This window comes from Halorientalis sp. IM1011 (assembly GCF_001989615.1).
Taxonomy (GTDB): Archaea; Halobacteriota; Halobacteria; order Halobacteriales; family Haloarculaceae; genus Halorientalis.
Genome location: NZ_CP019068.1, coordinates 97,938 through 111,855, shown reverse-complemented (window position 1 = coordinate 111,855; position 13,918 = coordinate 97,938). Strand labels below are relative to the sequence as shown.

11 protein-coding genes and 1 pseudogene are annotated in these 13,918 nt (G+C 61.8%); 6 read left to right on the top strand and 6 right to left on the bottom strand.

Features of this window, described 5'->3' with window-relative positions; translation table 11 throughout:
* The first annotated feature begins 13 nt into the window (after positions 1-13).
* Together BV210_RS18075 and BV210_RS18070 are read left to right on the top strand one after the other, a co-directional pair.
* Entirely contained in the window at positions 14-1,207 is a 1,194-nt protein-coding gene (locus BV210_RS18075) for a CaiB/BaiF CoA-transferase family protein (RefSeq protein ID WP_077208177.1), read from the top strand.
* Positions 1,208-1,380: 173 nt separating this feature from the next.
* Positions 1,381-2,172 (top strand): IclR family transcriptional regulator, encoded by a 792-nt coding sequence (locus BV210_RS18070; RefSeq protein ID WP_077208176.1) that lies wholly within the window; start codon positions 1,381-1,383, stop codon positions 2,170-2,172.
* 707 nt (positions 2,173-2,879) lie between these two features.
* Here the strand turns inward: BV210_RS18070 and BV210_RS19545 are convergent.
* The 3 genes and pseudogenes from BV210_RS19545 to BV210_RS18050 form a co-directional block, all read right to left on the bottom strand.
* A pseudogene (locus BV210_RS19545) lies at positions 2,880-3,842 on the bottom strand (IS630 family transposase).
* Positions 3,843-4,057: 215 nt separating this feature from the next.
* A complete protein-coding gene (locus BV210_RS18055; protein ID WP_077208174.1) occupies positions 4,058-4,411 on the bottom strand; it encodes an Hsp20/alpha crystallin family protein in 354 nt (117 codons plus the stop codon).
* An 88-nt stretch (positions 4,412-4,499) separates the two neighbouring features.
* A complete protein-coding gene (locus BV210_RS18050) occupies positions 4,500-5,456 on the bottom strand; it encodes a bile acid:sodium symporter family protein (protein WP_077208173.1) in 957 nt (318 codons plus the stop codon).
* A 250-nt stretch (positions 5,457-5,706) separates the two neighbouring features.
* Between BV210_RS18050 and BV210_RS18045 the strand changes: the two genes are divergently transcribed.
* The gene (locus BV210_RS18045; protein WP_077208172.1) at positions 5,707-7,185 is read left to right on the top strand and encodes an MATE family efflux transporter; all 1,479 of its coding nucleotides are present in this window, start codon (positions 5,707-5,709) and stop codon (positions 7,183-7,185) included.
* Positions 7,186-7,291: 106 nt separating this feature from the next.
* Here BV210_RS18045 and BV210_RS18040 read toward each other — a convergent pair whose 3' ends face one another.
* On the bottom strand, positions 7,292-7,582 hold the full coding sequence (locus BV210_RS18040; RefSeq protein WP_077208338.1) for a PadR family transcriptional regulator: 291 nt from the start codon (positions 7,580-7,582) through the stop codon (positions 7,292-7,294).
* A 227-nt stretch (positions 7,583-7,809) separates the two neighbouring features.
* Here BV210_RS18040 and BV210_RS20380 point away from each other — a divergent pair, with 227 nt between their 5' ends.
* The 3 genes from BV210_RS20380 to BV210_RS18025 all read left to right on the top strand — a co-directional run bounded on the left by BV210_RS20380 (position 7,810) and on the right by BV210_RS18025 (position 11,086).
* On the top strand, positions 7,810-9,234 hold the full coding sequence (locus BV210_RS20380; protein ID WP_077208171.1) for a hypothetical protein: 1,425 nt from the start codon (positions 7,810-7,812) through the stop codon (positions 9,232-9,234).
* A gap of 1 nt (position 9,235) precedes the next feature.
* Complete coding sequence (locus BV210_RS18030) at positions 9,236-9,985, top strand: thioredoxin domain-containing protein (protein WP_077208170.1); 750 nt, start codon at positions 9,236-9,238, stop codon at positions 9,983-9,985.
* Between the two features lie 108 nt (positions 9,986-10,093).
* Positions 10,094-11,086 (top strand): DUF1616 domain-containing protein, encoded by a 993-nt coding sequence (locus tag BV210_RS18025; RefSeq protein ID WP_077208169.1) that lies wholly within the window; start codon positions 10,094-10,096, stop codon positions 11,084-11,086.
* 27 nt (positions 11,087-11,113) lie between these two features.
* On the opposite strand, the gene BV210_RS18020 is transcribed toward BV210_RS18025, so the two are convergent.
* Both BV210_RS18020 and BV210_RS18015 read right to left on the bottom strand, forming a co-directional pair.
* Complete coding sequence (locus tag BV210_RS18020) at positions 11,114-12,454, bottom strand: right-handed parallel beta-helix repeat-containing protein (protein WP_077208168.1); 1,341 nt, start codon at positions 12,452-12,454, stop codon at positions 11,114-11,116.
* Between the two features lie 177 nt (positions 12,455-12,631).
* Positions 12,632-13,717 (bottom strand): DUF354 domain-containing protein, encoded by a 1,086-nt coding sequence (locus tag BV210_RS18015; RefSeq protein WP_077208167.1) that lies wholly within the window; start codon positions 13,715-13,717, stop codon positions 12,632-12,634.
* Between the last annotated feature and the right edge of the window lie 201 nt (positions 13,718-13,918).

The window sequence follows — 13,918 nt, the reverse complement described above, 5'->3', positions numbered from 1 at the left end:
TACCCGTGTTAGCATGCCCCCACTAGACGGTATCACAGTCATCGATGCAACACAGGTCGTCTCTGGACCGTTTGCGTCGATGATGTTGGCTGATATGGGCGCAGAGGTGGTCAAGATCGAACGACCGAACGGCGGTGATATTGGTCGCGCCAATCCGCCATTTATGAACGGACACAGCGGCTACTTCACGTCCGTCAATCGGAACAAAAAGTCGGTGGCGCTCAATCTGAAACGTGATCGTGATAAGGAGGCGTTTCTCTCGCTCGCGGAGAAAGCCGATGTCGTCGTCGAAAACAACCCATCCGGGCGTATGGAGAAGTTCGGACTCGGGTACGAGAGTGTTCGTGAACACAATGAAGAGATCATCTACTGTTCGATTACTGGGTTCGGGCAAACTGGTCCGTATCAAAAATTACCAGCACTGGACATCGTCGTGCAGGCGATGTCGGGCGTGATGAGCATAACTGGTCCACCAGACGACCAACCGTACCGGGCCGGTATCCCTATCGGTGATATTGCCGGTTCGATGTACGCTGTTCAGAGTATACTGCTGTCGCTGTACGAACGCGAGGACTCGGGGACTGGCGATTATATCGACGTGTCGATGCTCGATAGTACGATTTCCTGGCTCACCGTCCGTGCAGGGTATACATTCGCGAAGGGTGAGCGATATCCGCGAATGGGGAACAAACTCACTGAGTACGTCCCCTATGGCGTCTTCGAGACGGCAGACTCTCCGATCGCGGTTGTCGTCGTCAGTGACGACCACTGGCAACGACTCTGTCGTGTCATCGATCGACCCGAGTTAGGCGATGACGAACGATTCGCTACAGTCGACGCTCGGCGTCAAAATCGCGACGAACTAGAAGCATTACTCACAGACGTCTTCGTCCAGCAGTCTGCAGAGTACTGGTTCGAAGCACTCGCGGACGAGTACGTCCCCGCAGCGCCAATATACAATACTAACGAAGTCTGGGACGATGAGCACATTCGCGCGCGAGAGCTCCTCGCGACCGTTCAGGATGGTGACGGCTCGTTCGAGACTATCCGTCATCCCGTGAAGTTCGAGAATCTCGACACCGCAATACAACGCGGTGTGCCCGAGCTCGGTGAACACACCAGAGACCTTCTATCAGATGCTGGCTACTCAGAGAGCGAGATCGACGAATTTGAGGATGCGATTCGGTCAGAACCGTCCCAACCGTAGCCCGGTAGACCAGCACATTCTGCGCTGATTTGTCCGTTTGGTTCGTCGATGGAGGTGCCCGTCATGGCAGCAACTGTTCTATAATTGAGAACGCTTCCCCCGTTGCTGGGAAACTATTCGCATAAACGTTCGCATATAGAAAATCATATATGCTACGGTAGACATTCCCATTCATGGAAAACGCCGAAAACAGCGGTGACAGCCCCAATCCGGACCGGCCGACCGTGAAGTCAGTTGAAACGTCGGTCACTATCGTAGAATCGCTCAAACAGCAAGATCTAGCAGGTATCACCGACCTGGCCGAGGCGACGGGACTCTCGAAGAGTAACGTCCACAAACATATTATTACGCTCCAACAGGCGGGATTTGTCGTCAAGGAGGGCGATAAGTATCGTCTGAGTCTTCGGTACCTCGATTTCGGTGGAGAGGTTCGGAAACGACACGAGGGGGTCCAGTTCATCCAGCCACGGATTAGTGAAGTGGCTGAACAAACTGGCGAGGTAGCACAGTTCATGGTCGAAGAGCGGGGCTGGTCCGTCATCGTCTACAAAGAAGTCGGTCGGCATGGTGTCTCCACACGTACGCGTCCGGGTACCCATCTTCAGATGCATCAGGTTGCCTCTGGGAAGGCGATGCTAGCGTATATGCCGGAGTCGCGCGTTGAAGAGATTATCAATCGTCACGGGTTGGAACCTGCCACGGACGACACGATCACTACCAGGGAGGAACTGTTTGAGGAACTCGATCGGACCCGAGAACGAGGCTATGCGATCAATAGGACCGAGAGTACTGAGGGGCTACACGCTGCTGCAGCCCCGATAACGAAGCCGAACGACGATGTCGTCGGTGCGTGTGCAGTCTCGGGCCCATCACATCGGATGAAAGGACGAACAGAAGATGGGGAGATATCGGAATTATTGCTTAGTATAGCAAACGAAGTCGAATTAAACATTGCTCATTCCTGAATACCTTCCGTTATCCCTCTAGCCCACCTGTTCGTAGATAGGAAACGCAAGAAGGCACCGAAACGACCGAACTGGGTCCCCCTGTTCTTGGATTGATAGGCATTGTATTTTACAAAGAGCGCCAACAGAGACATGGATTGACGCGTGGTCATGCATCTCGTCCGGACTTCCTATCGGCTCGTCCGGTAGAGGTGACGGTGAGCCCAGACTAGAATAACAATTCTAATAGTGTTATTCATGCTACTGAACCTGAGGATTAGCGGAATGGGATTTCACCGCTGGTGCAGCAGACAAACCAACAGATGTGTCGTCAGAGTCCGTACATCGAGAGAGCTGCACTCGAGATCTGACTGCACACGAGATAAGCGATTATATAGCCGTTCAGAATGCTGGACATTCACTGCCCCCAACGGGGCAAAACTGCAACCACTCACAGGTTGCGAAGTCACTCGGCCACCACGGGTAGAGTATCAGCAAGTTCTGGACCGTCGTCAACTACCCCTCCCGGCAGGTCTGGGCGAGGACAGGCGAGATCGCCAACCACGAGAAGTTGAAAGACGAGTTGAAGACCCATCCAGAGTTCAAAGGACTCACAGTCCAGTCAGCGGTTCTAGAGCAGTTCGCTGAAGCCCTCAATTCGTGGTACTCCAGTGACGATGATAAGGACGATCCACCCGGCATTTCCAGTGGCCATTAGAAATAGTAACTCAATTAGTGGCAGTGTATTGGTCGAAAGCTATATCATTCATTGTCGTCAGATCATCGAATGTAATAAAAAGCGGTTGCTGAGACGATCGACGTTGTCTCCAGCAATCCTCGACCGAGTTTAGCTCCGGCGAATATACCGGTAACCTCACAAAGACAATGTCGCCACGAGCTGCCAGGTCCGTTATGGCTGATGCCTGAAAGTACGGCGCGCCATCCAGTACTACAATCCAATTATCTCAAAATTCAGTTCATAACCCACAGCTTATATGTATTTTATCCCATGGCAACGTACTTATGATTTATTGAGGACCCTTCTATAACACGCTCGTCACGTCCAGTCACGTTGAACAGAGATTCGATGGTAGATCGCGTACCACGTGGTTTCCCCGCGGCACGGGACTCAACTTGCACAGATGTCTTAGTCTGGTCCATACAGGCTACAGTGGCATCCATCTCCCGTCGCTTTGTTTGTGTTCGCCGGGGAACGCTTCTTGTTCGTCTTCGTCGGCGTCTGCGACAGAACTGCGTGATTTGTGATATCGCAACCCTGCTTCTTTCAACAACCGCCGACAACTCGGGATAGAATATTCGACATTGTACGTTTCTTGGAGATATTGCTGAGCGAGCTCCGGCGTCCACGCCGGCGACTCGAGCCCAACTTTTTTAGGAGAATTATGAACAGCCGCTTCGAATTCTTTTAGTTGGGTTTCTGTTAGCTTCCTCTTTCTCCCAGTTCGCTTATCATCAGACACGGCCTGTACAAGCGACTCGTCATCGTCCAGTCGTTTGAGCCAGCTATAGATTGTACGTCGTTGGACCCCGTACCACTCAGCTAACTCGGTTTGCGTGACCCCATTCTTGTACGCGATCGCCGCTATGATCCGTTGTGTCGGCTTCTTTCCCTCTACTTGGTCGAGAGTATCTTGTAACTCTTCGACAGAGATCTCGTCGAGGTGATCCATCAGCGACTGCAACACACGATGAGTAAAAAGTTCTAACGGTCACTATATCTGAGGATGGCCACCACCCGCGCACATTGACCGGATTGGCGCTGCTGGGACGCACATTCAGCTGGCTACTCCTGACACGAAGATTTCTGACGTGGTAGTGATTCCACCCTCAACGACTGGTCACAACATCTGCTGCTGACAGTCGGAGAATGGAGAACGAGTTCCGTTCACTGGAACCCGATATTTGCAGGATCGGTCGTCCGGTCGAGCGTGACTTCGAGGATGCCATTGTTGAAGCTCAGCTCTGCGGATTCATCGTCGACGTACGCTGGCAGATCGACGCGCTTGACGACCGGTCGCGGGTCGCGCGCGACACGGATCGCCAGGATCCGCCCGTCGCACTGGATATCGATCTCGTCCTGGCTTGCGTCCGGAATATCTGCGACGACACGGAGTTCGTCGTCGTACTCGTGGACGTCGACAGGCTCCGTCTCGTCACCAGCCATCCCGGAGAGCATCTCGTTGATCTCGCCGAAGAGATCGCCGAACGGGTCTTCGTCGTCGTCCGGATTCCGTCTCATCGTTTTTTATACGTCCGTCACCCGGATAAGACTTCGGTGCAGGCCGGTCGACCGATCGTAACCCGTCCAGTGGCGCTGAGTGGTGATGCTAGTCCGAACTGGAATCACGCCACGTGAAGTAATTCGCGAGCGCTGGACCACTGATGTTGTGCCAGACACTGAACAACGCAGGGATGAGCGCAGCCGTGGGCGCGAAGAGGGACGTGGCCAGTGCGACTGCCAGACCACTGTTCTGGAGCCCAACCTCGAACGCACTCGTACGCTTTCGGTCTTCGCTCATGCCGGTTAGGTGGCCGACACCGTAGCCGGCTCCCAATCCGATGCCGTTGTGGAGAACGACGGCGAGCAACACGAAGGCGCCCGCTGTGAGAATGTTTTCGACGTTGGCACCGACGACGCCTGCGACGATGGCGACGATCGCAGCGACACTCACGACCGGGAACACGTCGATGCCGATCTCTGCAACACGTGGGGCGTACTGATCGAGCAGGTAGCGGAGCGTGAACCCGAGCACGACGGGGATAATGACGATCTGGATGATGCTCGTGAACATCTGTGCGAACGTCACGTCGATACTCTCACCAAGGATGAACAGCGTCCACGCCGGCATCACGATCGGTGCGGCGAGCGTGGTCACCGTCGTGATCGCGACGGAGAGGGCCACGTCTCCGCGGCCGAGATAGGTCATCACGTTCGATGCGGTCCCGCCAGGTGCCGCACCGACGAGGATGAGACCGACACCGATCGCATCCGGCAAATTCAACAGGAGATACAGCCCGTACGCAGCCAACGGCATCACGAGCCACTGGGTCAGGGCCCCGATTCCAACGTCCCGCGGCCGTTCGGCGAGCCGGCGGATGTCCTCGGGCTGGAGCGTCAACCCCATCCCGAGCATGACGATCCCGAGCAGTGGGTTCACGTAATCCAGGATCGGCACGAACGTCGACGGGCGAAGGAGGGCCAGGCCTGCGAAGGCAGCGACCCAGACGACGAAATACTTTGTTGCAAACTGTGCAGTGCGTGAAATACCACTTTCACTACCCATAGCAGATGATATATCCAGCCGTGAAAACACCCTTCGAAATCACGCGAGGGCGATAGGACCGTTATTATCGCCTGCATTCATGGCTGATGAAGTACACCAGATCGAGATCGGAGCATGCTGAGTATCTTATTTTCTGATATATTTTTGCCAGGCATCCCCCAGCGCCGTCGGAGACCGTGGGTTCGCCCGATGTGAGTGCCAATGGCACGAATCTTAAGAGATTTCAGGCGCAGTCCCCTGCCATCAGATAGTGGGTTCTCGCGACCGACGCGTCCCGAATCCGATTCGTTGGCTCCTGCTCGGTGTCGGTGCCCTGCTGGCACGGGGCGGCATCGTCGACCGGGGGCGTGCCGAAGAGACGACAGATCTGGCGTGGCCGCGCATCGTGACCGGTGTGGCGCGGATGTCCAAGTCCGCGGCCGACGTCGCGATGGTCGGCACGGCGTTGGGAGCGGCAGCCATCGCGGGCGTCGGGTTCGCAACGCCGTTCTGGGCGCTCGCGTTCGCGACCGGGGGCGGCGTCGCCGGAGCCACGATCAGTCTCGTCTCCCAGCGGTACGGGGCCGACGCGCCCGAACTCATCTCGCTGGCGGTCACGACGAGTGCGTTCGTCGTTCTCGCGACGATGGTGCCACTGGCCGTCGTCTTCTGGTCCGTCCCCGAGTGGTTCGTCGGGCTCATCGCCAGCGACGGTGCGGCGCTGTCGTACGGCACGGAGTATCTGCGTGTCGTGGCCTTCGGCGTCCCGTTCGCCGCACTCAATCTCATCGGGAGTCGCACACTCGTCGGGGCCGACGACGCCTGGACGCCGATGATGCTGCGGGGGACAGGCGCAGTCATCAACGTCGCCATCAACGCCGTCCTCATCTTCGGGTTCGGACTCGGCGTCGTCGGTGCCGCTATCGGGACGGTCGTCGCCAACGTCGTCGTGCTCGGGTGCTTCGTCGCTGGGTTCGTCGGACTCCGACTACCGATCGTCGGCCACTTCCCGGTCACCATCGACCTCTCGGCACCGCCCGTAACGGCGGGTGAACTCCGCGATATCGTCACGATCGGCGCACCGCTGGTGTTCACGAACCTCGCACGTCGCGGGGCCCAGATCCCGATGCTCGCCGTCGTGGCGCTATTCGGCCCGAACGTCGCGGCCGCGTACGTCGTCGCGCGTCGGGTGCGAGACCTCCTCGATACGCCCGGGTGGGGGTTCTCACTCGCGTCGAGCAGCCTCGTCGGCCAGGTGCTCGGTACCGGGGACGAACAGCACGCAGATACCTACGCCCGGGAGATTTTGCTCTTCGGAACCGTCGTGTACGCTATCGGTGCGGTGGCTGTGATCGTGCTCGCCCGTCAGGTCGCGAATCTGTTCGTGTCCGACCCCGGGATGGTGCCGCTGGTAACCACGTTCGTCGTCGTCGCCGCTATCAGCGTCGTCTTCCGTGGCATCAACGCCGGGACGACCGGACCGCTCCGGGCGAGCGGCGACACGCGATGGCCGCTCTATGGACAGTTCCTCGGGCTCTACGTGGTGACGCTCCCGCTGGCGTACGCTGGTGCTGTCACGATACCGCTCGGACCGCTGACTTCGCTGACGCCGCTGGGACTACCGGCACTATACGTCGCGCTCGTCCTCGAGACCCTCGTCCCTGCGTTCGTCACGTACTATCGGTTCGATACCGGATCGTGGAAGGTCGTCAGTCGGGCGTACCGGCCGGAGCCGACCGCCGACGACTGAGGTCACGAGCCGACAGCCGACCACGACGAACGAACAGCGTCGCTACCAGTCGTGTCCAACGAGACGCCACAAATCGCGGAAACGTTCCCATCATCGGGAACGTTCACTACACAGGGAGCGGACTCTCTTCGAGGTACTGATCTTCCCACTCGCGTCTGGCTTCGAGTTCGCGACGCCCGCGCTGGGTCGTGGTGTAGACGTTGGTTCGGCGGTCCTTCTTGCCTTTTTCGACGAGACCCTTTTCGACGAGGACGTCGAGGTTCGGGTACAGCCGCCCGTGATGGATCTCTCCCTCGTAGTACTCGTCGAGGGCGTCCTTGATCGCTAGTCCGTACGGTTCGTCGAATCCCGCGATCACGTACAGGAGATCGCGTTGGAATCCAGTTAGGTCGTGCACGATTCCGATATCGTATCGGGGGCACATTATTATCTACGTACTATAGTAATTAGGGATATCATTTGGCGGGTTTCGCTGGGCTGGCGGCGAGTCACTCGTCCTGCAGTCGGATCGCTATCGAGCAACTCGTGATTCCGGGACGGCCCCGTGACGAGGGGTATTAACACCCCAGTATAGACCTTATTTAACACATAATAATGCGGATGTTCCGACTACGGCGAGGTGTCATGGAGGAACGATCCGAGTCCGCCCGCATTGGTCGCCGAACCGTCCTCGCCGGTCTCGCCGGGGTGGCCGGGACCGCAGCGTTCACGAGTACGACGATCGGACAGGACGCGAGTGCCACACCCGGGGTGGCGTGGCGTCACGACTACAGCGGCGGTGAACGCGAGTACGACGTGGGTCTCACCGCGGTCGTACAGACGGACGACGGCGGCTACGCGCTCGCCGGAAGCGGTGCGCCGATCACCGAGACAGGCGTGGGGACCGAGCAGTTCACGCTGGTGAAGGCCGCGGCCGACGGGTCACGGGAGTGGGTCGCGTTCGCGAACGACGAGACGCCGGAGACGGACGAGCTCTCCTTTTTCGACCTCACCCAGACGAGCGACGGCGGCTTCGTACTGGTCGGCTGTGCGACGAACCCCGCGACCGGGGCCGACGACCAGGTGGGCGGTAAAGTGGCGGAAGCGGCGAAGGTGACCTCCGACGGGACGGTCTCGTGGCTCCAGCGGTTCGACGCGTTCGACGAGAACGAGGATTCGGACTTCGATCAGGGCCACAGCGACAACGCCATCCTGCAGACGGTCACGCCGACCGCCGACGGCGGGGTCGTCACCGGCGGTACCTTCGAGGGATCCCCCTGGTTGATAGCGCTCGACGCCGCCGGCGAGACCCGCTGGGAGCGCCACTACGAGACGGGGTTCCGCTTCGAGACCGTCGAACCCACCGGCGAGGGCTACCGGGCGGTCGTCGGTGGCCGGGAGACGAACGTCGCACTGACACTCGACGGCGACGGTCGCGTCCAGAACCGGACCGCGCTCGACGACGACGGTATCGACTACGCAGAGACGCCGTACAACCACCGGTTCGCACTCACCGGGGACGGCGGCTGTGCCTACACCGGCCGCGACCAGAACCGCGAGAACATGGTGCTCGGCCGACTGGACGCCGACGGGAGCCGGCAGTGGCGCGAGGAGTACGCCGGGGCCTACGGTGGCAACGACCTCGCCAGCGGCGTCGTCGCGACCGCCGACAGCGGGTTCGTCCTGTACGGGTACATGCGCGCGGGATACGACGGCGATCACACGCCCGCCATCGTGCGGACCGACGCCGACGGCACCGAGCAGTGGCGGCGACTCTTCGACGAGGCCGACGCCAGCGACGCGGCCGCTCTCGTCGAGACCGCCGACGGCGGCTACGCCTGTCTGCTCGCCTCGCAGTCGAACACGCTGGTCAAACTCGAACCCGACGCCGAACTCGATGGCTCGGACGGCGACGGACCGGAGGACGGCACCCCGTCGGACGACGACCCGACGACCGACCCGGACTCCGGTTCGTCGACGCCGGACGATTCGGACGGGTCCGGCGGCGACTCGCCGGACGACGGCGAGGAATCCACGGACGACGACGACCGCGGCCAGTGCCCACTCTGAGATGTCGCCGCACACTCGCCGCCGCTATCTGGCCACGGCCGGGACGCTGGTGGCCGGCGTCGCCGCCGGGTGTTCCGGCGGGACGGACGCCAGCGGGTCACCGACGTCGACGCCGACCGACACGGAGACCGCCGCCGACCGACCTGCGTCGTTCGACCCCGACGACCGCGACGCCGTCGCCTCGGCGTCGATCCCGACGACCGGGACGGACTACGCAGTCATGGGGGACGGGGACGCGCCGCTGGCGACGCTGTACGGCGGCTGGAAGTGTCCGTACACGCGGCAGTTCGTCCGGAACCAGTTCCCGGAGATCGTCCGGCAGTACGTGCAGCCGGGGGATCTCCGCATCCGGTTTCGGGCGGTCCGGTTCCTGACCGGGGAGCCACACGGCGCGGACGAACCGCGGGCCAACCGGGCCGGACTCGCGGTCTGGCACGAGCGCCCGGAGGCGTTCTGGCGGTACTTCACACGGGTGTTCGAGTCACAGCCGCCGGAGACCCGCCAGTGGGCCACGGTCGACACCCTCCTCGATCACGCAGCGGCGGCCGGGATCGAGCAGACAGACACGATTCGCGAAGCTATCACGGACGGCCGGTACCGCTCGCTGTGGCAGGAGACGATGGATCGGGTACACCAGCTGGGCTTCGACGGGATCCCACGACTCAGGTTACACGGTGAGGCGACGGCGCCGACGCTCGATCCGGCGGCGACACGACAGCAGCTGTCGGCCCTCGGCCGCTCGGACGGCTGACGTAGCCGCCGTGTCTCCTGTTTAGGAGCCCGGTAGATCACTTAGCCGCACCCTCAACACGCGAACGATCCCGGTCCCTTATACTCGACACACACCTCCGGTGAACCGATGAGTTCCCGCGTTCGCGCCGTCGCGGACCTGGTGGCCGTCCTCGCCTTGCTCGGGGTGGCCGTGGGTGTCGTCTTCCTGACCCCACTCGACGGTCCGCTCAGAATCGCCGCCGTCTTGCCCGTGATCCTGTTCCTGCCGGGGTACGCACTGGTGAGCGCACTGTATCCGGACCCAGCAGACCGGGACGACGAGGGGTGGAGCCTGAACCCGACCGAACGCGTCGGCCTCGCCGTCGCGGCGTCGGTCGCCATCGTCCCACTGGTCGCACTCGTGAGCAACTTCACCCGGTACGGCGTCCGCGCCGAGCCGGTGCTCGCGGGGACGGCGGCCGTGACCGTCTTCCTGACGCTCGTGGCGGTCGGCCGCCGGTTTCTGCGGTCCGGCGACGGGCAGTTCCGCGTCGCCGGCGGCTCGCTCGGTGGCGGTATTCAGCGCTATTTCGTCCGGAGTCGCCCGACCCTCGACCAGCGCAAACCCTTCGAGGCCCGGACGGACACCCAGTGGATCCTGAACCTCCTGCTGGCCGGTGCCGTCATCGCACTCCTCAGCAGCGTCGCGTACGCTGCCGTCGGTCCGCCCCTCCCGTCACAGGACGGCACGCACACCGAACTGTACCTGCTCGACGAGAACGGCGACCGCCTGCTCGGCACGGACGCGCCGGTGTCGGCCGACGGCTCGTTGCCCTACACGGTGGCCATCGAAAATCACGAGGACGAGCGAACGCGGTACACGGTGGTCGTTCAGCGACAGCAAGCGACCCGCTCGGATAACCGGACTGTCGTCAGCAACTCGACCGTCGTCGATTCCGCCACGACGACGGTCGCCGATGGCGAGACTGAACGGCTCTCGGATACGGTTCAGGGTGGCGAGAACGTTCGCGTTCGGGTGTTGCTCTACCGCGGCGACGCGCCCTCGGATCCGACGGGAGAAGACGCCTACCGCGTCACGCGGTTCTGGCCGTCGGGGCCGCCCGCCGACGAGTCGGCCTGATCGGCGTACTCGGGTCACCTGGCCGGCTCAGATCGTGTTGGTCTTGGTGACGTGCCATTCGCCGTCGCGCCAGACGGCGGGGCCTTCCTCCTTCTTGCCGATGTGGTAGCCCCGGTCACACTCGTGTTGGCCCTCCACGTTCGAGAGATCCATCGGCATGACGATGCCGTCGGAGCGCGGACGGACGTTGCCGTGACCGAGGACGTCGGTCGCGAACAGTCCATCGCCCGCGTCGAGCAGGTAGTGCGACGCAGCGTACACGTCCGCGTCCGAACAGCTGAACAGGGAGATAAAGCCCTGCCCGTAGTTCCGGACGGTGCAGTCCCTGACCGATAGCTTCTGCGTGTCGTGGACGTTCACGCCCCGGAGGACGTGATCGTGGTCGTGGGCCGTCGGGCCGGGGTTGATCCCGTTGAAGTAGCAGTTCTGGACGCTGAGGCCGTCCGCGTTCGTGGCGTACAGTTCGACGGGGAAGTCGGCCTGTCGGCTGTTGCCCTCCAGGTAGACGCCCTGAATCAGGGAGCCTTTGCCGAGTTTGGCCTTGATCCCGTAGCTGTCGTTGAGCTGGGTCGTGCCGCCGATGATCTTGTTGGTGTAGCCCCGAAGGTTGAAGCCGACGCCACCGTTCCAGGTCGCCTTGCAGTTCATGAACGTCGTCCCGTGCGGGAGCGCGTCTTTGTGGGTGTTGAAGCCGTTGTCACCACAGGACCACGCCTGACAGTCGTTGAACGTCGCGCCCCAGGTACCCTTGTCGCGGCCGCTGTCCGGGTCGGTGTAGGGTTCGATGCTGACCCCGTGCGAGCCGTTCTTGTAGAACACGAGGTTGTTGTACGTCGAGTAGGGCGCGGCCCGGACGCGCAGGCCGATATTCCCGCCGACGATCTTGAGGTTCTGGACCAGCGGGTTGTTCCGGTAGTCGTTCATCCCGCGGCCGAGCACCTCGATCACGTTCGCGTTGGTGTGGCTGGCGTCGATGACCGACCCCGAGGGGTGGCCGCCGGTCAGCATGACCTCTTTTTCCTCGTAGTTCAGCTGGATGGGGAACTGCTCCCCGGCCTCCTCGGCGTCGTACGACGAGTGCACGTACACCGTGTCACCCGAGGCCGCGTCGGCCCAGGCCGCTGCGATCGTGGAGTAGCCGTCGTCGCCGACGACCCGCGTGCCGCCGAGGATGAGTCTGTCGCCGCCAAATTCGAACGTCTCCGGTTCGTCGTCCATCGAGCTAGTGTCTGACATGGTTCCACTACTGGTTCCCGAAAGTACCGCTGCGCTGAGTCCGGCGATGCCGAGTCCCTGCATGAACTTCCGCCGGGTGCTGCCGCCTGCCGCCTCCGTCCGCGAGTCGCTTCCGCGTAGTTCGTCCGTCATACTATCACAACTCAATCTTATGCCTACATACTTATTAATCTGAGCTTACATATTAGTAAGCGCGGTCACTTACCAGTCGGTAACGAGGGTTCTGGGGCCGCTACTGCGCGATGCTCTTTGCGGGGTGTGTATCAATCGCAGAGAACAGGAGGGGGTTCGATGGGTGGGTCGTGGTCGCTAGGTGTCCGCAGTGGCGACCGTCGGTCCGTCGGCGCGGTCCGAGTCGGTAGTCACGTCGTCGACTGTCGCGCCGAGCGCCCGGAGGATGACGTCCGTCGTATCCCGTTTCTCTTCGAGCAGTCGCTCGCGGCGACTCGACCAGCGGCCGTCGTCGTCCGATTCGAGGATATCGACGGCGTGTTCGATCGCGGCGTCGTGACTGCCGGCCTCCGGGTACCGCGCGAGCAGGTCGTACCGGGTGTCGAGTTCGTCGATGTACCCCATCGTCAGAGAGTTCACGTAGATCGCCGGCGTCCCGAGGGCCGCCGATTCGGAGGCCATCGTCGCCCCCTCGCCGACGAACAGGTCCGCGTACGAAAGCAGGTGGTGCATGTCCTCCGGCGGCACCGACGTCCGACACCGTTCGAGACGGTCGGGGAGCGGGACCTCCGACGTGACGAGGACGGTCGCGCCGGCGTCTTCGAGGCGGTCGACGGCCTCGCCGAGGTCAGCGAATCCGCTCGCGCCCACGTCGTGGGAGGAGTCCCACGCGCTCACCCGGAGGACGACGAACGTGTCCTCGGGGTCGACGCGCAGGTCCGCGAGCGCCGACGGGTCCGGCGTGAACCGGTCGGGGTGGAGGTAGGCGAGTTCGTGGTACCCGGAGTACGAGACCTGTTTCCCGCCGAGGTCGTCGGTGTAACAGTCGGGGGTGACGATCCGGTCGGCGACCGGGTGCGTGAGGTGGTTGATCAGTTTCGCGTGCTCGGTGTCGGTGAAGACGACGCTCTCGGCCCCGGCGAGCGCCGCCGTGTGCGCCGCGGTGACGCCGCCGATGCCGGTGACCACGTCGGGATCGATCCGGCGAGCGTAGCGGACGGCCCTGAACTCGTAGGTCGCCTGGGTTATCGCCAGCTGGGCCAGCGAGTCGCTCTCGCTCGCCAGCACCTCGTGCTCGATGTCGTAGGCGTCGAGCAGGTCCACCGCCACCTCGTTGTCGCGGGCGACGACGTGGACGTCCCGTCCGTTCGCCTCCAGTTCCGCGATGGCGTGTTTGAAGAAGTGGACGTGGGCCGGGTGCTGGATCGTGACCAGGACAGTCATCGATGCCACCCCGGCGAGTTCGCAGGCGGTTCGACGCGACTCCGTCGTCGCTGACGTGTCATAGTCGACGCCACTCGCTCTGCGGTCGTTATTATAGAGGTGATAGTGGCCGGGGTCGACGGCGTCTCGGGTTCTCGGTCGGTGAGTGTGTCGTCGGCCGGCCCGATCGGCGAGTCGGGTCGGAACAACGGGCCGTGTTAG